Origin of the sequence: Ammoniphilus sp. CFH 90114 (genome assembly GCF_004123195.1) — a bacterium.
Lineage (GTDB): Bacteria > Bacillota > Bacilli > Aneurinibacillales > RAOX-1 > YIM-78166.
Genome location: NZ_SDLI01000003.1, coordinates 172,664 through 193,818 on the forward strand (window position 1 = coordinate 172,664; position 21,155 = coordinate 193,818).

At 35.8% G+C, this 21,155-nt stretch carries 16 protein-coding genes; all 16 read right to left on the bottom strand.

All coding sequences use genetic code 11. The annotated features are described in order from the left end of the window. Position 1: 1 nt before the first annotated feature. A complete protein-coding gene (locus tag EIZ39_RS08490; protein ID WP_129199470.1) occupies positions 2-1,183 on the bottom strand; it encodes a ParM/StbA family protein in 1,182 nt (393 codons plus the stop codon). A gap of 575 nt (positions 1,184-1,758) precedes the next feature. After that, the gene (locus tag EIZ39_RS08495) at positions 1,759-1,965 is read right to left on the bottom strand and encodes a hypothetical protein (protein ID WP_129199472.1); all 207 of its coding nucleotides are present in this window, start codon (positions 1,963-1,965) and stop codon (positions 1,759-1,761) included. 178 nt (positions 1,966-2,143) lie between these two features. Continuing rightward, entirely contained in the window at positions 2,144-3,340 is a 1,197-nt protein-coding gene (locus EIZ39_RS08500) for an NAD(P)-dependent malic enzyme (RefSeq protein WP_129199474.1), read from the bottom strand. A gap of 328 nt (positions 3,341-3,668) precedes the next feature. After that, positions 3,669-5,249: a recombinase family protein gene (locus tag EIZ39_RS08505; protein WP_129199476.1), complete on the bottom strand. Its 1,581-nt coding sequence runs from the start codon at positions 5,247-5,249 to the stop codon at positions 3,669-3,671. Between the two features lie 64 nt (positions 5,250-5,313). Continuing rightward, a complete protein-coding gene (locus EIZ39_RS26480) occupies positions 5,314-5,469 on the bottom strand; it encodes a hypothetical protein (RefSeq protein ID WP_164984971.1) in 156 nt (51 codons plus the stop codon). 608 nt (positions 5,470-6,077) lie between these two features. Continuing rightward, positions 6,078-6,689, bottom strand: coding sequence for a recombinase family protein (locus EIZ39_RS08510; RefSeq protein ID WP_129199478.1), 612 nt, complete (start codon positions 6,687-6,689; stop codon positions 6,078-6,080). Positions 6,690-7,000: 311 nt separating this feature from the next. Further along, the gene (locus EIZ39_RS08515) at positions 7,001-7,882 is read right to left on the bottom strand and encodes a hypothetical protein (RefSeq protein WP_129199480.1); all 882 of its coding nucleotides are present in this window, start codon (positions 7,880-7,882) and stop codon (positions 7,001-7,003) included. A gap of 39 nt (positions 7,883-7,921) precedes the next feature. Then, positions 7,922-8,611, bottom strand: coding sequence for a hypothetical protein (locus EIZ39_RS08520; protein ID WP_129199482.1), 690 nt, complete (start codon positions 8,609-8,611; stop codon positions 7,922-7,924). Between the two features lie 403 nt (positions 8,612-9,014). After that, positions 9,015-9,596 carry a hypothetical protein gene (locus EIZ39_RS08525; RefSeq protein WP_129199484.1) on the bottom strand — a complete coding sequence of 194 codons (582 nt, stop codon included), beginning with the start codon at positions 9,594-9,596 and terminating at the stop codon, positions 9,015-9,017. Between the two features lie 513 nt (positions 9,597-10,109). Next, positions 10,110-11,057 (bottom strand): DNA adenine methylase, encoded by a 948-nt coding sequence (locus tag EIZ39_RS08530; RefSeq protein WP_129199485.1) that lies wholly within the window; start codon positions 11,055-11,057, stop codon positions 10,110-10,112. Between the two features lie 18 nt (positions 11,058-11,075). After that, entirely contained in the window at positions 11,076-11,801 is a 726-nt protein-coding gene (locus EIZ39_RS08535) for a hypothetical protein (RefSeq protein ID WP_129199487.1), read from the bottom strand. Positions 11,802-12,663: 862 nt separating this feature from the next. After that, complete coding sequence (locus tag EIZ39_RS08540) at positions 12,664-13,968, bottom strand: restriction endonuclease subunit S (protein ID WP_129199489.1); 1,305 nt, start codon at positions 13,966-13,968, stop codon at positions 12,664-12,666. After that, the gene (locus EIZ39_RS08545; RefSeq protein WP_129199491.1) at positions 13,965-15,398 is read right to left on the bottom strand and encodes a type I restriction-modification system subunit M; all 1,434 of its coding nucleotides are present in this window, start codon (positions 15,396-15,398) and stop codon (positions 13,965-13,967) included. The genes EIZ39_RS08540 and EIZ39_RS08545 overlap by 4 nt, the downstream gene beginning before the upstream one ends. Before the next feature lie 24 nt (positions 15,399-15,422). Next, a complete protein-coding gene (gene hsdR / locus EIZ39_RS08550; RefSeq protein WP_129199493.1) occupies positions 15,423-17,789 on the bottom strand; it encodes an EcoAI/FtnUII family type I restriction enzme subunit R in 2,367 nt (788 codons plus the stop codon). Between the two features lie 303 nt (positions 17,790-18,092). Next, positions 18,093-19,769, bottom strand: coding sequence for a hypothetical protein (locus EIZ39_RS08555; protein ID WP_129199495.1), 1,677 nt, complete (start codon positions 19,767-19,769; stop codon positions 18,093-18,095). Next, positions 19,750-20,826, bottom strand: a complete 1,077-nt coding sequence (locus EIZ39_RS08560) for a dsDNA nuclease domain-containing protein (protein ID WP_129199497.1) — start codon at positions 20,824-20,826, stop codon at positions 19,750-19,752. Before EIZ39_RS08560 ends, EIZ39_RS08555 begins: the two co-directional genes overlap by 20 nt. Between the last annotated feature and the right edge of the window lie 329 nt (positions 20,827-21,155).

The following is a 21,155-nucleotide window of genomic DNA, read 5'->3' on the forward strand; positions in this document are numbered from 1 at the left end:
CCTAATTGGACTTTACTACTTTTTGTTCTTCATTTTGACTTGCCTTTAAATTTTTTCTTTCAAAATCGGCAATTAGTTTATAATAAGCATTCGCCATCATCCAGATGCTTTCTTTTTCATCCTCAAAGAAATCAATGTTATATCCATCTAAGTTATTATTTAATGCCTTCAGATACTCTTTTAAGACAATGGCGCCGCCTCCAACAAAGTACCCAATTTCTGTCTGAGAGTTCTTTTGCCAGATATTACGTAGGTGTCGATATTGTTTTTTGGCTAATTCTAATAAAATACGATCTACTATATCATGGACGCTTGTCCGGCTACCTTTTACCATAATATGATTTCTATCATTTTTCTTCGTGATAATTTCGACAACATCCCGACGGCTGTCCAGCTCAATACCATGTTTAGAACGTATCTCTTCTCGAATGGCTTCAAGAGACTCTGAAACACCTATATTAAAACCCTGCGCTTTATCGTCATCTACCTTACGATTTTTAATTACGGCTATATCTGTTGATAGACCGCCAATATCTTGAATGATAATCCTTTTATCAATTAAGTCCTTATTAATAATATTTAATTGATTATCCATGACTAAATTAATATACGCCGCAAATCCTTCTGGATAAACTTTGACCTCTTCAAACTTAATATTCACTTTTATACCTTGATATTTAGGCGTTACTAAAAACTCAACTTGGTGAACAGAGCTAAGCAAGCTAGAACGATACGCTACATCTTTACCTTCTTTTACTTCTCTTAGCGGTAGGCCAGTTCCTAAAATATAGGTAGCTTCCACCACGTTATGGTTACGTTTAAAGATCTCTTTATTTTCTTCACGAACGGCATCTAAAGCTAATGCGGAAAGCAGCATGACTATCGTTTGATCTTCTTCGGACTTACTGCTTCCTGGATCTAATTCGGTTGAGTTGGTGCTTTTCGTTGCTAGATGGCCAACACGATAAATAATATTATTGCTCTTTAAAGTAGGAGAGTGCAATCGAACATGAATACCCTCAATCGGATCCTGGCTATTTAACTCCTCGATTCCAATGACAGGGCGGTCCGCTACATCTCTAGCGATAACATTAGGGATATTTACTTCATACTCCATCTTCCCAAAGATTGCTTTTAATGAATCATTTCCGACATCTACGGCTGCAATTCGAGTTCTCGTCAACGAAACCATTCCTTCCACTTTGGTAGTTTAAGTAAAAGGTTAACTTAAGTTTCATAGCTTCGTCTATCCAACTTTTGTATCCATTTACCAAAATGTAAACATGTATATATTTTCGTATATTTGCACACAAAATAGTAAACATGTCATGGTTAAAGGATGTAAACCACTTTGTATACACGTAAGCGTCCATGTACACAAACAGTAAACATTTTGTAAACATGTATACTTTAATGTAAACAACCATTTTTCTTTTAGGATTCACTGTATCATAGGCCCTTCGCACCAAGTAAGAAGGTATTACCTCCACTATTGAAACCATGGCACCCCAATTAATTTGAAAAGGGCAGCTGCATATACTACATAGCAGACGATAAGTTCATGCTTACACCTTCTATCCGGCTCAAGCCAAGTCCCACCAAAAATTCTAGTGGAGATAGAATACCCTGTAATAATAAATCAACACATAAAAATGGCATCGGTCCAATGACCGATGCTTTTTTGGTGTTAAAACTTAAAAATTGAGCACCACTAATCAAAACAATCTTTGTTCATTTTGGATACATATTAATAAGAAATTAATCCCCAATATCGACTCGATCCATCCAAAAAAGAGCATGCTTCACCGGTCCATAATCAACACTTTGTCCTCCCACATAGCAAATACATCGTTCTTTTCCATATTGAGATTTAATCTGCTCAATCGTTTCTTTTTCAATTCCTCGTATAATAACGAGATTGTTATTTTCCTTGAATAATACACCTGTACTTAATTGCATGCTCAATGGAAAATGTCCTCCCTTTAGTGTACTGTCCTCAAATTTAGAAATCTTCTTAAATAGCTTAACAGTCTTAAATAACATCAAATATCCTTACCTCAATAAGATATTATATATATATTTTCATAAAAATCAGAAACTTAACATTAATAAATATCCCTAATTGCGCTTCTACTTTCATCTCTTAAGCATATGAGTTTTTTATCATTCCGTTTTTCTGTGAAACTCCAGTTCTAACTGCGGCTTCTGATACGCTGTTTGAGACCACTTCAACAACCCTTGGATCAAAGGGGCATGGGATAATATATTCTTCAGATAACTCATCTTCTTTAATTAACTCGGCAATCGCAGAAACTGCCGCTATTTTCATCTCTTCATTAATTTGCGTTGCATAAACATCGAGCGCTCCTCTAAAAATCGCAGGAAAAGCTAATACATTATTAATCTGATTAGGATAATCTGATCGTCCAGTGGCAACAACCCTAGCTCCTGCTTCTTTTGCATATTCAGGCATTATTTCAGGTGTTGGATTAGCTAACGCAAAGACTATAGGATCTCTGCTCATGGTTCTTATCATCTCTTTAGTTAATGCTCCTGCTACTGAAACTCCTATAAATACATCTGCATTTCCTATCACGTTTGATAAGTTGCCTTTTTCTCTTTGAATATTTGATATCTTTGCTATCTCCTCTTTAATTCCATTCATACCAATGATACGTCCGTCATATATAGCCCCATTAGAGTCACACATAATTATATTTTGAACACCGTATTGATGTAACATTCTAACTATAGAGACTCCTGCTGCACCGGCACCATTTACAACTACTTTTATTTTATCAATTTCTTTATTAGTAATTTTCAATGAATTTATTAAACCGGCCATTACAACTATCGCTGTTCCATGTTGATCATCATGAAAAACTGGGATTTTTAATCCTTTCTTTAATTCCTCTTCAATAGTAAAACAGTGAGGAGCAGCGATATCCTCTAGGTTAATTGCACCAAATGTAGGCTCTAACAATTTTACACAGTTAACGAATTGTTGAATGTCAGTTGTGTTTATACAAACAGGAAAAGCATCCACATTCGCAAACTCTTTGAACAACATAGCCTTTCCTTCTAATACCGGCAGAGACGCTAATGCACCTATATTTCCTAATCCTAGAACTGCGGTACCATTTGATATAACTGCAACTGTATTCCCTTTCATCGTGTAATCATAAGCCTTATTTTCTAATGAATAAATTTCCTTACAAGGTTCAGCCACACCTGGGGAATAGGCAAGACTTAAATCTTGCTTATTTTTAACTGATATTTTTGATTTAACCTCCAGCTTCCCTTTATTCCTAAAATGTAATTCTAGTGCTTGCTCTTTCATGTTTAGCAATATATTGCATCTCCTTTTTATCTACATTCCCTAAGCTTGAACGTGTATATTATTTTTTACCTACCCATTTTAAAAAAATAAAATTATTAAATGAGATAAAGATTTATTATCTTGAATTCTAACATGGGCTTAAATATTTTGAAATTACACATTATATATATACATATAAGCTATAGTTATAAATAGCTAATTTCTCTTAGTAGTTAGATCCATTTGAGTTGGTTTCATTATTACGAAAAAGTGGTGCTTATTATATAAGCACCACTACCATAATAAAAAATACCTCTTCTATCTTTCTATTTAAGTTTGGTTCTCTTACTTATGGTACGGTTCTCCTCACATCACTTAGTGGTAAAGCAGATTCCGTAAAGGAATCGTCTTCCGTGAACCAGAAGACGATATTTTTAATTCTTTTACGATTAGCTTCCATATGGATTTCTTTTATTAACGCCCTCAACAATAACCTTTTTTCTTCGTTTGTTGCTTCTTCGAATAAGACATCAAAGTTCTTTAGAGCGTCAATAATAATTTCCTTATTGATCGTAACTTTGGACTGTAATTTTTCAATCTCTCTCTCAATATGTTCGATTACTTTCTTGCTCTCGTTTATTTCATTTTCAACCGTTTCAGATAAACGATTATAGACTGACGCTCTAATTTCGTTAGCGTAGTAATCTGCATCCTGCTTTTTCTGCTTGTCCAACAACTTCTTTAAGTTCGTCCTTTGTATGGTTAAATCCTTCTCAAGCTCGGCTGTATTTTTAGATTCTTCACTTTTCAAGCGATTCATTATTCCTTCTATAATAACTTCATTTTCAAGTATCGTCCGAATAAACTTCAAAACCTGTTCTTCTACAAGTTCTTTTCGAATTAAGTTTGAACTACACACCGTCTTACCCTTTGCGTGGAAATTCTGACACATATAGTACAAATGGTATCCTGATCCATCCCTTTTTTTCGATTTACTCATCACTGTCCCTGCACCACAAACTGGGCAACGCAATAATCCAGTGAGTATAAATTCTCCCTTAATGTTATTTTGACATGTATGATCTTTGCTCTTCGAATTATTTATTGCCTGAACCTTGTCCCACAATTCATTATCAATGATACCTTCATGCTTTCCTTCGACTGTAATCGGTTCTGACTTACCTTTACGTCTTTTACTATTCCAATCTTGCAATTTTCCCCAACTCATTCTACCAGTATATTTTTCGTTATTTAAAATTGTTTTTATTGTGTTGATACTGAAATTTGTATTTTGTTTTGTTTTCTTACCACTTTCATTTAACCTATTGGCAATCCATTTGTAGCCTTTTCCTGTACTCCGCATATCAAATATTTCTTTAATAATCCTTGCTTCATCCTTATTAATAACAAGTTTTTTATCAACAACATCATATCCCAACATGCTACCGCCATTCCACAATCCTCCGTTCGCACGCTTCTTCATGCCATCTTTTACTCTAGATATAATTAGTTTTCTTTCATATTCTGCAAATGTTCCTAATAATGAAATAAACATTTTACCCCAATGAGTAGAACTGTCTATATCACACGTAGTAATGAGTAACTTTTTCCCTCTCGGCTCAAGCTCGTCCTCAATAAAAGCTAGTACATCTCTATTATTACGGGATATTCGGTCAACTGCTATAGCTAAAACTATATCAAATTTATCATTTCTTAAATCCCTCAATAGATTTTGGAATCTTGGTCTGTTAAAATCTTTTCCCGAATATCCCCCATCATCGTAAATATCATATATTTCAAAGCCTTTCGAAGCACAATATGCTCTCAAAGTTTCCTCTTGGGCGCCAAGTGAAAAGCCTTCCTTTCGCTGTTCTTCCGTTGATACACGCAAATACAGTGCTGCTCTCAAATTTACTTTTTGTTCAAACATTTCTATTCCTCCATTTGTAGCAAGCGGATTGCTGTTTTATTTAGAAATCCGCTTACTTTAGTTATTATTTGATTTGTTGCTTCTTAATAGCATAGTTTTTTATAAGACCAGCAAGGACACTGATTAACTCTTCCCTTTTGAGTTCTTCAGGAGAGAAGATGATAAGCTCTTTGTTCTCCATGCCTTGTTTATCGTTAATTTTTGTCTTAGTATTTTCCACGGTGATTTCCCCATTTCTTTTTAATTTCTCCCCCCAAGGAACCCGTGCTCATGTTTGTATTAACATGGGTTACAGAAGGAATCAAGCTTTATTGATGACATATCCGCCCTTCATATAAATCACAACATATAGATCAATATTAGCAAAAATATTCTATATATTGATTTATACATTTACATATATTTCCACAAACAAGCCGCTGTGGTTGCTTATTTGCTGACTTACCAAAAATCGTTGAGTCCCTATGATAGATAGCATCCAACTCATCTTTACTTCGCCGCATTTCCAAATCTTACACCTCCAATCCAAAGCTAGAGAATTTTAACTACTAACCCTATACGCTGGATCACTAATAAACTCTTGAAAAAATTTTTCTCTCCCTGCTCTAATCCAAAGTAATAAACCAAAAACGTCTGTAACAAATAGAAAAAGGACAGACATGCTGTAGAACGCTTTTATTAAGCGTAAACACCATACCTGTCCGACTACTGACCCGTTCCTTAAATGGAATACCAGCCTAAAATAGATTTACAAGAAACTGTAAATACAAAAAGCAAATTTTGGCTCCATATACTTAGAAAAAGGATTAATTATCCCCACCAAAAACATTATCTGCCCATTTTCTTACCATCTCCCCTATCACAGTCCCCACCACTCCGCAACTTCAATTCGCGGTATAAAACTGATTTTGAAACTTTAGCAATTTCACAGATCTCCTTTATCGAATGCATCCCAGCATCATGTAGTTTGATAGCCTTATCTAGGGATTTTTTATCCGTTCTCGGTTTACCTGCAATACGACCTCTCGCTCTAGCTGCCGCAATGCCTTCAGAAACCCTATCACGCAAAGTGTCCCTTTCAAACTGCGACAGAGCTGCCAACATACTCAACATGAACTTCCCCGTTGTCGAGGAGAAATCGAGACGTTCCTTATGCGAAATAAAGGTAATCCCCCGATCCTGCCAGTTGTTCAATAAAACGAGCAAGTCAGCACTTGAACGAGAAACTCTGCTTAATGATTCCACTACGACTGTATCTCCTTCACGTAGAACCTTCTGTAATTGGGCAAGGGCAGGTCGATCAAACTTTGCGCCACTGATCGTATCAATGAATATATCTGACTTTGGGATACCATGTTCCCGCATTAAGAGATCCACTTGCCGATCAACCTTCTGTTCCGCCGTACTTATTCTGGCATACCCCCATACCTTAGAACTCATTCCGATCACATCCCATTCAGATTTAAAGACCTGATTAACAAGTCATATAAACATAAAAATTGATGCGTCCCGAAAACCAGCATATAGGGAATGAGTCAAGTTATAGGGATTCCCGATAAGGAGGTTACTGGAACTCGCATAACGGGAATAATATCGGGAAAGAAAATGCCACCTAAAAAGCCTATATATTAAGGAACCAGACCAGTCCCAATAACAATAGATTTAGGGAATCCCCAAACAAGCAAAAACCCTTAAAGGGAATCCCGATTCCCCTTAAGGGTAAAGCACCAATACAGCAATTACACCAACCATTAGACGCATGGTTCAATTTCGTGAAGGTGAAGCAATGGAACGGGCACAAACTGACCACGTAGAGACAAATCAGGCAAATTAAGATACCCCAGTGATAGCGGATTTAACCAATCTGCCTCCACAGCCTTCTGTGCCTCAGCTACAGTAACCCCTTTCCAATCCGCTACAGTATGAATGTTAAACGTGGTAATAAGATCCTGAATTACACCATTCTGACTGAATACCAGCTTGACCTTCTGCTTGCTAAAGTAACGTACAACTGCCGCCGCATAGTTATTTACCGCATAGTAAGGGAGGAGATGTCTTGCACTACGAGAGCCAAGCGTGCGACTTTTAAGGTGTACCCCATCTACATCACGAATCACCCGCACTGCAGAAAAGCTTCCTTTAGCAAGTTCATCATACCGATTGGAACACTGCACCTGAAACTGATCAAACCCCTTTTTTCGAGTTACAGGAGCCAACTGAGATTGATAAACTGATAGAACAGCAGGACTTTTTGTAACCAAGTAATACTCGATTCCCTGCTGCGTTTTAACCTCTGCTACACATAGACAACTGTTTAATAGATAGGAAGATACCAAAGACTCACGAAGCCTGTCCGCAATCCCATGCTGCAAAGGCATACCTCTCTGAGCTAAAATGAGTGCTTGCACCTCGGCAATCCATACATCCAATGGCTTACCTTTCATTTCGATACCACTAACGTCTGCTGAAGCAACCACAGCTGGTCGATTATTAAAGGTAACCAGTGACCCATCCAAAAGACCCTTATTGTATAAATCGTAATGTAGCTGATTATTAGCACAAAGTGCAGGAGTATAAAGAGTTCTACCCCGATAATCGAAATACGACAACTTAGCACGAATATTATTTTTCATGTTTCCCACCTCCAAAAAGTGGATATAAAAATATGAAAGCTAAGATATACTGGATCGAGCATAGATAAAGTCCTCTTTTAATAAGGCTATTGCCTCCAAAGCGTCCAACTCTCCATCCACGATGCACCGAGAAAGAATACCCCTCTCAGATACATACGTAATGTCACCCTTCAAAAGGATATAGAGCAAATGGCTAACCTTCCTCGGATCTAACGAATCAATGACCCTATCAATGTTTCGATTGGTGAAACAGGACAGGAAACTAAGCTCCCTATCACAGGTGCTGATGTCTACCCCAGCATCCTTCACTGTATCGAACCAATCATGCATACCCTTAACAAACAAAGCAGAAGGATCACCCGCTCCAGTAGCCAGTGCAAACTCCCTTTCCGCTGAGGCAAGAGCGCCTGATTTTATTAACAAAAGTGTTCCACCAATGCGCCGCCGAAGCTGAGATCCAGCATACGAGATGCACTTATGCATTTGAGAAACAGATACCCCATACCGTTCGGCAACCTCTTGGTAGTTATACCGACTCCGTAAGAACGATTTTACCTTCTCACGAGTTTTGCCATGTGAGAGCCATACCATAGAATTGACATAAGTAACGACTTGCTGGAGCAAAAGAAACCGCTGTCCGTCTAGTTTAGAATCTGACTCTACACCTAACGATGCCAATCTACTTTTGACCTCACGCACCAATTCCTCAATCTCGCGAAATACCAACATACTGTTAAACACCACCTTTAAGCTAGCAAGATAAGTTTCAAACTTAGTACAAAAGAACAGAATCCAGACACTGATGAACTATGACCAAAGCAGTGAAAAGACTTCAAAAATAAAGGCAAGCATACTCCCAAAAAACACCGTAGATTTTTATTAACGATGTACCCATTCAGCTAAAGCCAATGTTAACAAGCGTTTTAGCCACCGCAGAAAACAGAAAATAAAAATACCGACATTTTTTAGGAGTAACCTTTCAGACTAAGATAAAATCCGATGCACCTTAAACTCCATATAAATGGAAGTTCTCAACAACAAATACCCCTGAAAATAAAAATACAATCTGAGTGCGAACCCAAAGGCTCTGCTACACGATTGTATTTTTAAAATGCCCAAATATGAAAAGCAGCTATCTCCTCTTTGGTAGAACGCTATGTGCCCTACGATCCAACAATTCGATGTCTTCAAGCGCATTGCCGTTCTCAACCCCACGAATGTGGTGAGCGTCATGTGTCCGATCTGTTCCTATGGCTTTTAGAGTCTCATAGCCCTCCCTGATCGCTAGAATAATAAGGTGTGCTTTAAGATATACAGGTTTACCTCCTGGCAAATAGGGATACTCTTTGCTAAACCATACAATTGGATACCCATCCTTATGCCCCTTCTCTAACTGCACATTCTCCATGGAAGTATTAACTATTCCTGTTCTACCGCAATACATCACTTTGACCAGATCCCTATACCTCAATAGAACATCATCACCAACTTTAGAAATATTACCGTAGCGATGGAAACCTGAGAATACAAAACCAGCAGAGTGTACCAACAACCACTTATTTCGTGCAGAAGTGATATAAAGAGATTCTGAGATCATAATAAAATTATCCAGAATCTCCTTCATCACACGATGCTGATCTGTCACAACCGCTGTAATACCCAACTCAGCCATGACCTCTTCACACGCCATTGCCCTATATTTTTCCCTATACATTCCAATAACCCTCCATTTTTAGAGACGATTTTTACTACACCTATGTAGAAGGTATCTTAAAACCGTTCCCCAAATGGTTCTCTTCTCCCCATAAAACAGAAAGACCTGATAAAACATAATACCCCTTTAGAGATGAAAACAGGCAACAATGACCACTATACCTACAACAAACCAAAATAATCGAATGTGACTTCCAAACCAAAAAAAAGAAGAAAATAACCCGAATTGAACAAAAAACGAGTTGATCCATTGAAGTGATCTTAGCGAATCGGATCAGGTTCAATGTCAACTCGTTCTCTTTGTTGAAGTTGGGCATGATTTGACTTAATAACATATACTAGCTTCGAAAAATTCTCTTGAAATTTAGAGATTTCCCCTAGCAAAATAAAAAGTATTAGTCCCACATGTGTTATCACAGAAGTCAATCCACACTGGTATTCGGTGGTTTTGTTGGTTCTAATGGCAATTTGCAGGTTTTAGAGCGACACTCACTGGTTTTAAAACCACTGCCAGTCAATATTCAATGTAATCGATTAAGCTCACTTCTTCAATCAAAGAGTAAGGAATTGGAAAATTTATCCAAATATATTCTTGCTTTCTTCGACCACTTGCTGAACTACTCACATGTACATTTTTTAAATACAATCGCTGCCAACCAGCCTTAATTAATCGATCGTAACAATCGTTATCATAACCGCTAAGAGCGACCTTCATATTAGTAAAAAGTAACTTGTTTACTAAATTTACATGATCCTCCAACACCCATGAGCGTTCACCGTAATGGTTCTCATTAACCATACTGTCAGGTATATATGGTGGATCGATATAAGCAAAGGAGTCACCCCTACTCCCAACCCAATCCAACAGTTCAAGACAATCACCGTGTGTGATCTCAACATCTTTGAGTGTTGGGAAAAATCTATCTAATTGATGTACCCTCTTAAAATACGAGCGCAGCCTCTTTCTATCTCTTACTCGATTATTATCAAAAGTATTCATATCCGCTGCTCGACTCTGCATCGCTAAAATAAAGGTATATGCCGCAGCTAACACTCGATCTAACTCACATTCAACACGTCCTCTTGCTAGCATGCGAGTCTCAAATTCCCGAGCATGCTTTGCTTGCAGAAACACTTCTTCACTACAACCTAAGTCCTCTAGTAAAGCCATAAGATCGTATAAGTATCTCTTATCGCCTAAACAAGCGAATAGCTTACACAACCCCAAGTCCAAGTCGTTGTAGACCCTATGTTCAAACAAAGTTACAGGCATATTCAACAACATACGAGCTCCACCACCGCACAACTCATAATATTTACTTAGACCATATGTGTTAGCCGCATAGGTGATTATTGGTACTATATTCGGGATAAGTTGCGACTTTCCTCCGATATACGAGATGACCGAATGAGGGTGTGAATTATTCAAATCTAAACTACTTACTCGCCTTACTGAGGTCATTTTTAAACCCTCCAAAAGCTATTCTTGAGCTATACCATCAATCCTAAAAATATAAAAACGCTTGACCTCATTGGAGCTAATATTAGGCTTTATAGGCTCCTGTAATCGTGCCTGACGACTTTTCTTCAAAAGTAACCCCTGTTCCTTCCAACCCCTAGCGATCTCAAGCAAACGCACGTTCTTTGAGTTTCCATCAAGATCAAGTATCTCCAGTAAAGCCTCTGTGGTTACACCTATTACATTCTTTCCATATTTAGAAACATATTGCTCCGTGTCTAGAATAACTCCAAAACTAACACCATGCTTATACGCATTACTGCTGATGGTCGGAAAGGCATCGGAATCGCTAAAAACAGCATCCACTACCATCTCAAACAATTCAAAGCTCTCATCAGTGCTGGCAGACCCCTCCATTACAGTAAGTAGGTTTGGAACTCTTCTAAATAATCCATTTATTTTAAGGTACTTCACATAATCAATAACTTTATGGAACTCAGCCCTTTCCATTGCACCGAAAACATTAAGATCTCTCAGATACTCATCAAATCTCTCGCGCAGATCAATTACCAAGAAACACTTCGAAGCATTCCCCTCAAGACGTGTTGTGAAGTTTACTGCGTATGTAAACTCTGTATAGGCGGGATGTTTGCCGTATAGCAGTTCGATCTCCCACAAAGCTTCGACTGGGTTCGGTATTTGATTAGGTGTTGCAACTACTTCACGCTCTTTAACCAATCTCAACATTAAAGATAACTCCTCTCGTTGAAGATCTTGTTCTCCCTTTAAATTAAGGGAATTTTACAAATAACGACAATCTCTTGTCAACAGTCTATCAAAAAACATGTGAACGGAGAGTTCATAATTTACAACAGACGAAAGTGACTCAGACAGTAAAATACTAAGCGCCACGCCAACTGCTACCACGCAAGATTAGTCACAAATACAGCACATAAACTGCACCAATTTTTACCCCTAAGATAAAGCACTTCTTGGGGATATGACAAGCTTATTGGCAGAGTAAATTCCATGAAAATGAGCTAAATTGCTATAAAAACTGCTCTTTCCTGTACCTTGCTGTAACAATAGATAAAATATACGAAATAAGCGACCATAACTCTACTTTTTAGAGAAACAGTCCCCGATGCTTTGCGGATTCTGATCGTATAGCCCAATTAGCGCTCCAACAAAACAAATTTCCAACGATACCGACATCAAAGGTTAAAAGAAAAGAGATGATGCATAAAGAGCCACCCTCTCTTCGTTGAAAACAAAAAGCTAAACAGTCACATTTACTACGCCAAGGAACGCTAAGTCGACTAACATGATTATAGAATCCGACTAGAATTTCGGTCTACAATCCTTTTAACATTAACAACTCTATTTTGCACATACTCTGTTAACTACCATATATAATATCAATCAGGTTCTCTTGAAACCAATTGAGCGGATATACGAGGTCGAACATACTCTCATTAAATATTGCAGTTATTTTTGTAGATTATTTACATTTTATGTTAATGCTTAGAATATTACTGACTAGCGTTAATACCTTTCTGCTTGGATATCATAATTATAAATACTCTATATTATTATTTACAATTTCAGACTATCCAAAAACCTCCTGTAGAACAACTTGTAATAGCATCTCACTTTCTTGCTTCGACTGCATAACGGTATTTTCCAATGCATCACATAACGCCATAAGTTGATCAACCTTCTCAACAATACGCTTTTGCTCGTCTAGCGGTGGGACTGGCACTATTATTTGCTTAAGTTTACTTGCTTTTATACCTTGTGCTGTTGTGCCTGTTGCTTTTTTAAGAATACTTTCTCGAATTGACTTACTCATTAACACATATTTTAGAAATACTGGATAATACCCCGAATATATTTTAAAAGTGATAGTCCTTTGAGCAAGAGCAAATATTCCTTCAATATTTAATTGTGCTACATTTCCTAGTGGAGCTTCCGTAGTAAATATCACATCTCCATAATCGGGAATTCCCCTGGTCATCCAATTCGAATATTCATGTTCAGCGATATACTCTCTTGGCTCAGTGCTTATGAAGCCCATTTTTACATTTTTAGCTGTAATTAAAGGTATTCCTGATTCGGTCTTTACAGGTGTTTTTCCCCTGTAATCAATAAAGCTAGCCAATTCACCTAGCCTTATCCATCCCCAGCTTTGCGGAATTTCGTACGGTTTCTCGTCATCCGTGATCTGTGAATATGGATATTCATTCTTTATTTTCTTATCTTTTAGTAAGCCATCCTTCACAGCCTTAATTTTCTGCAACAATACTCTTGCAGGCTCATCATTTGAACTTTGTGGTATAAGTTTTCCTTGAACCGCTTCTTGGAGAATAGATTGTCGGAGAGATTGAATGTCTTGTGTTTGAAATAATAATTCTGAACCTAGTGTCTCGTTAATCAACTGTAATTTTTTAACCTTATCTACTATCTGAATTTGTTTGTCTTTTTCCGGAAAATACACTTCAAACCCTAAAAATACTTCTTCCTTGATTCGTTTTCTATTTGTTGTACCTTTGCTAGATTCAAAGCAAAGCTGCATGAAGTTATTCGTTTGCACGTAAAGTTCGAAGAATTGTATATCTACAATCTCTTCATTTACTGAAAAACTTAAAAAGTCATTTGTAATTGCTGCTTGTTCGATTGAATCGGGAATAATACCAAATGCACCATTTCTCGCATCAATACGAGACATAATAAACTGTCCACTTCGAGCGATAAACTGATTCTTCGTCCCTATATTGATGCCTAATTCAGTATCACGCAAACAAACACCTTTGTGATACATTCGAATTGTTAATCGTTTATATTCTTGATCATCTTCTATGATAATGGTCTCTTTTACTCTGTTCAGTATTTGTCCAACCTTATATTTTTTCATACCTTTAGTTCCTTTTCCATTTCTTGCAGTAGCTTAATAACTTTAGCTTGTGAGGCTTTGAGACTGCTTATAGCTTCAGATATCGACTTAGATTCTTCCTGTTCCATATTATTGGGATTTTTTATATCTAAGTTATAATTACGTCTCTTAATATCCTCAATACTTACTTTCCAAGTTTGACCATTTTCTAAGCGATTACTCCACCAATGTTTCTCAAGTTCAAACTCTTCTAAACGAATAGGCTTAGTTTTCGTATAGTTTTTATATCCGCTTGGAAGGGGATGTTCAAAATACCATACTTCTTCTGTTGGTTTGCCTTTTTCAAAAAATAACAAGTTAGTGTTTATATCCGTATATGGTGCAAAGACTCCTTTTGGTAATCGAACAATCGTATGAAGGTTAAACTCTTCCAGTAACTTCTCTTTAATTGCGGTCTTAACACCTTCTCCAAATAAAAAGCCATCAGGCAGAACAATTCCTGCACGACCACCATCTTTAAGAAGATACATAAGTAATACCATGAACAAATCTGCAGTTTCTTTTGTACGAAATTTTTCTGGGAAATTAATTTCAATTCCATCTTCCTCAATTCCACCAAATGGGGGGTTAGTCACTATTACATCTACTTGATCAACAGGGCGGTATTCCCGCACATTTTTCGTGAGCGAGTTGTCATGCTTGATTTTAGGCGTATCAATATCGTGGAGAATCAGATTAGTAACTGCAAGCATATGGGGCATAGGTTTCTTTTCGATTCCCATAATGGTATCCTGCAATATTTGATTATCTTCAACACTTTTGATTTGCCCTGTAGTCTTAAAGTGTTCGATTGTACTTGTCAAATACCCACCAGTACCACATGCGAAATCCAGCACTCTTTCACCGAGTTTTGGATTAACCATATCAACAACAAATTGTGTGACAGGACGAGGAGTATAATACTCTCCTGCATTACCGGCATTCTGCAGATCTTTCAATATATTCTCGTAGATATCGTTAAACATATGTCGATCCTGTTGAGTTGTAAAATCTATTTCATTAAGCTTATTAATCACCTGACGCATTAACGTGCCAGACTTCATATAGTTATAGGAATCTTCAAATACAGCTTTAACGATAAAAGCTTTTGGATCGCTATATTCGTCCAGTTCCATTTCTTTCAATTCCTTGAACAGCTTATTGTTGATGAAGTCTAGTAACTCATCACCTGTCATGCCTTCATCATTGGCTGCCCAATCACGCCAGCGTAATCCTTCAGGAACAATAGCTCGATACTCATCACGCATTAATTCCCATTCTTCTTCCTTGGCATCAAAAACTTTTAAGAACACCATCCAAACCAGTTGAGATATGCGCTGGGCATCTCCATCGACACCCGCATCCTTACGCATTGTATCCTGTACGGATTTAATTATTGTTGAAACAGACATTATTAACTCTCCTTCCAAACACCTCTAGGCTGTGTAAATTAATCTTCCTAATTCTCTTATGGCTGTCATATAACCTTGTTTCCCACCAAATCGTTTAACTATTTCGATTGGCGAACCAAAGGTCTGAAATTCTGGGATCTTTAACACTTCAATACTTTCCAAGTTCTCGATTCCCTCGTCTGCGTATTTCTCAAGAAGTGCTTCTAAAACTTGCCTTGCTTGATCACTATACTTCGTAAAATAATTACGCTTCTTTACATTATCTGCTCTCTCGCGGCGTGTGAGCGGGGGTTGATCAAATGCTACATGGCAAATGAGATCGAACGGATCAAGATCTTGACCAACTTCATCTTTTAGTTCATCCAGTAATATCCCTTGTGCTTCAAGTTCCTCTAAGACTGCTTCTTTTTTGTCAGCGGAATTCCATTTTTGAAGAAAATCATTAAGTGACTTGAATTCGTTTTTTACATTTTTCTTCGTGTAGTCAATCAACGATTCGGTAATCAGTTTACCATCTTTGTCATAGTAATACACTCGATGATTTAACACTTTGACTTCTACATCGTGTACATAATATTTGGCTGGTGACTCATTGATTATTTCTCCGCCACCATCAGGCGAATTACCATTTGAACCCTCATCCAAACCATCATTATTCGTAGGTTCGTCCCCCTCATTAAATTCATTATTCTCAGGAGGAATATCACCTTCGGGTTGATCAATAATGACAACAGGATCACCGTCAAAATCAGGATCGGCAAAAAGTTTTGTCACATTGCGGAAATCAATGATCGTAAAGTATAACTTTCCGAAATCTTCCCGAATTCTTGTGCCCCGTCCAATAATCTGTTTGAACTCAATCATGCTATTAATATTGGAATCTAGAATAATATACTGGCATGTTTTCGCATCAACACCTGTTGTCATAAGTTTGCTTGTCGTAACAAGAACAGGGTAAGGTTCGTTAGGATCGATAAAATTGTCTAATTCTGCTTTACCTTCTTCGTTATCACCTGTAATACGCATTACATATTTAGAGTTCTTAACGACCAAATCAGCATTTTCATTGACAAGTGCTTGGCGCATACGTTCTGCATGATCAATATCCACACAGAAGAAGATTGTCTTTGCCATCCGAGATTGGTTAGCCTTAAGGTAGTCTGATACCATTTTTGCAACCGTGTGTGTACGTTTCTCAAGAATGAGGTTTTTGTCATAATCCTTAATGTTGTACTCACGATCTTCAATTTCATATCCATATTTATCTCTCTGCCCTTTAGTGGGTCGGAAACCTTCAACATCCTTATCAAGCAGTACTCTGATGACTTTATATGGAGCTAAGAAGCCATCCTCAATACCTTGCTTTAGCGAGTATGTATAGATAGGTTCGCCAAAATAACTCAAATTTGATACGTCTTTAGTTTCCTTTGGTGTTGCAGTAAGTCCAACATTAGTAGCAGAAGTGAAATAATCTAAGATCTCTCTCCATGCCGAATCTTCTTTTGCGCTTCCGCGGTGACACTCGTCTATAATGATAAGGTCAAAAAAGTCTCTAGAAAACTCTTTGTATGCATTCTGAAAATCTTCTGTGCCTGATATACCTTGGTATAAAGCGAGATATACTTCATGAGCTTTATCAATCTTTCTATTCTTTATCTTGGTCATTTTATCGCCAAACGGAGCAAAATCATTGGTCATAGTCTGATCAACTAGTATGTTTCGATCAGCAAGAAATAAAATCCGTTTCTTGGTTTTGGACTTCCATAGGCGATAAATAATTTGAAACGCAGTATAAGTTTTACCCGTACCTGTTGCCATAACAAGAAGGATTCGATTCTTTCCTTTAGCAATAGCTTCGACTGTCCGGTTTATCGCAATACGTTGATAATAACGAGGGCTTTTAGAGTCTTGTGTAAAATAGTAATCCTCAACTATCGTTTCTTCGGATTGAGTATCAATTCCTTTTGCTATTTTATATCGTTGCCATAACATTTCTGGGGAAGGAAATTGAGACAAAGTAAGTTCCCGTTCAACTGTTCCAGTGGAAGCTGTTCGATCATGTTCTAGAAAACCATCGCCATTCGATGAATATACAAATGGAATATCAAGAATATCTCCATAATTAATAGCCTGTTGCATCCCTGCACCAATAGAATGTTTATTATCTTTGGCTTCAATAACTGCAATAGGTATGTTTGCTTTATAATAAAGAATGTAATCAGCACGTTTTTTCTCGCCACGTGTGACCACCTTCTTACGCACAATAATTCGCCCATCAGTAAATGTGACTTCTTCTCGAATCTGCTTCTGCAGATCCCATCCCGATTGAACCAATGCAGGTGTTATATACTTGGTGCAAATATCGCGTTCTGAGAGGTCTTTTTTGTTCATTTGAATCCCTCCGATCAGCAAACATAAAATAGTTCTTTATACTTATTCCACACACTAATTTTAAATCCTTTGTTTAGGGTTAATTACAACTTTTTGTTAAGTAGCTTACGTTCATAGTGAAAGTGCTTGGTTAATTGTTTTATCAATAACAGCGTATAAAAAAAACGACTTATCTCAGTCGCTTTTTTAGTCTTTTATTCAATTCCCTTAATATAAGCCTTAAATCCAGCACTTCGAAAAATCAAAAATTCAAAAGTTAAGTCCTAAGTTATTAACAAACTAAATTCAGATATAACCTCTTAATTATTTTTCAAAAATAAACTTTAATATTTCTTTGTTATTTTCATAATCAGAACTATTTAATACTTGGTATTTTTCATTAGTTAACTGAATAATTTTATCTATTTCCACATTTTTATAGTCACTCTTATTAAACCCTAGAGTTGAGAGAATAAGTTGTGTATCTTTATGTATATTGCTGAAAACAAATTCAAATAATGCCTTTTCTTTAGTATCATCTGACTCAACATTATTGGGACTATCAAGAACTAAGGGGAATTTAATGGCATCTTGATTTAACTCATTTTTTATTTTTAATAAGTTGAAATACCAAATTATTGTTGATATTGCCCTGTTACTACCCCTTGCTTCATAGTTCTGTGTAATATTTTTAATTTTATCGTAACCAATTTCCTCTAACCCAAATCTATCTTTTAACTCAGTCATATATTCTTCATATAAAGAGTTTGCTTTTTTCTTTAATTCATTAAATTTCTTTATTTTATTTTTGTACCCTTCAATTTCTTTTGCGTTTGAACTCAAACGATTGTTAATTGTACCTAACTCCCTTATCATATTCTCTTGAGTTTCCATATAACCCATATGTTTTAAAGAATCAGAAACTTTTGTTTCATTAAATTTAAGGTTTTCTTCATAAGTGTTTAATAAATTTAATAGATTACTATACTCTTCTTCTTTAATTTTCAATTTCCTATTTACTTCTAACAACATTCCTTCAAGATCGTCTTTCATGATAAAGTAATCTTCTAACTGGCTACTGTTTTTTATTCTTAAATCAAGTTCATCTACTTCTTGTGAACACACTGGACATTTATGATTAATTTTATTAAATATCTTGCCATCCTCTTTGTACTTTATTACAAGATCATTAATATTTGCCTCTAAATCAAATTTATTATTTCTAATATTTACAAGACTGTTCTTCACCCTTTTCAGTCTCACAACTATATCTGTATACTCTTCTTTTTTTCTATCTAGTTCAATGTTTAATAGACTAAGATCTGTGGGAGCATCAATTCCTTCAAGATAACCTTTTATTTTTTCTAACATGTTATCAATAACTTGTTTCTCATCCTTTAGCATCTTTTCTTCTTTTTTCAATACCTCTATTTTCTTTAGTAAGTCGAAATATTCATCATTAAAAATACCAAAGTGGGTATAAATAACTTTTTCCTTGTAGTCTGGATATTGTGATAAACTTCTAAATGATGAGAATTTTGTCCCATTCATGTGGTCTTGATCCACGTAATTTAATATATAACTATAAACTGGTGGAGTAATCTCAAGTTGATCTTCTTGACGATTAGGTAGTTTCACTGTGAAATTATATACATTAGCTAAATATTCAGCTAACTCTGTTCTATTCATCGTACTATATATTTTTTCGAATTTATCATTATATATTTTAAATAAATTCCCGCTTCTATATACATAATACACAGTCTCATTAACACTTATGCTTAGAAGATACGCCTTATCAAAAGCATTCCATTTACTATCAAATATACTATCGGCTCCAAGTGTATGATATATACTCTTTAAAATAACTGATTTTCCAAGATCATTCCCATTTGCTTTATCTGAAGTAATGACATTTATTCCTTTATGGAAGTCCACCCTTTTAGCCAGTTTATTCTTGTATTCAAATATGAAAAGGGTGTTAAGAAACAGACTTTTCATATAGACCCTCCTCATATCGCTTCAGCGTAATTAATACTAAAATTTTCAATTCTCCGTTATTCATTTCAATTGGTTTATTATCTAAAAAAGTGTTATAAATTAATTCCACAATTTCAGAATCTGTATCCGGGAGTGCACCTATATTATACGTAATGTAGTCTGCAATTTTTTGCTCCAACATTCTCATGCTCTTATTAGTCGACAAATGAATTAACACTTGGTTTAAAGCCTTTTTTAATTCAAATCTAATTTTGAAGTTATCTTTATAGTAATTATCTATATAATCCCTAGTTTTATTTATTGCATTATCAGTATTATCAATATATTTGTTTAGAATTCGAGTGAGTCCTACCCTATTTATTCCCTTTTTATTTAAAATCTCATCATATGTGATTAATTCTAACTCATACGATGCTTTAGAAGAAATTTCAGAATATAAAACTCTATAGAGAGAATTTATTTTATTAACCTCAGTATTAAATATATCTTCAAAGAAGAGTGCTAATTCACCTATTAAGGTTTTTTCTGGGTTAATTAGATCCATACTTGTTCTTAAAAAGAATGTATTAGTTAATTTTACATCTTGTTGCTTTATTAGTTCTTTAGTTATTGATTCTTTTACTTTTTTAATTGCTTCTTCATCGATATCTAGTAGCAAAACAGACTCACAATTTGTATGAACCTTAATTCCATCATTAAGAGGGGCATTAGATACTACTGCTACTAAAATTTCATCTTGTTCATCGCCATTTTCATTGTATTTTAGAATATATACCTTTCCAAGTACTGAATCTCCTGATTTATTTTTCTTTATAAGATTATTTATTGTATAAGTCCCAAAATCATTTTGTGTTTTTAATTGATAAAATTCAAATCGATCACTTAGGTGAACCTCTACATCACATTTATAATCAAAAACTACAGTAAAATCTTTATTAGTCCTGTATAATTCAAGTATTTTTTTTAATCCCCATAACATTTCATTTCTAAATCTATTTTTTGAAAGAGAACCTGATAAATCATAGGGTAGGTTCATATAACTAGCAATAGTCATCATTATACTAACCTCCAATCCTGTATATGTCATAGGAGCATTAAACTTTAAATATTATCAATTTAATAGCTTAAATTAATTCTTCTAATCGAAAAGGGATTTACAGCAACTTTTGTTTGTAACAAAAAAAAATAAAACGGCACTCTGCCGTTTTGTGTGTCGAAAGTTGTATTAATTATTATTATTCTTTAGAGTATTGTCAGATTCCTTTTTATTACCAAAAAAAAATATCTAATTTAACATATCTTTTTCTATAACAATCTCTACTTTCTGCTTTACCACTATTTGTGATACGGTTCACCGCAACAGATCTAAATGAGGTTTTTTACATA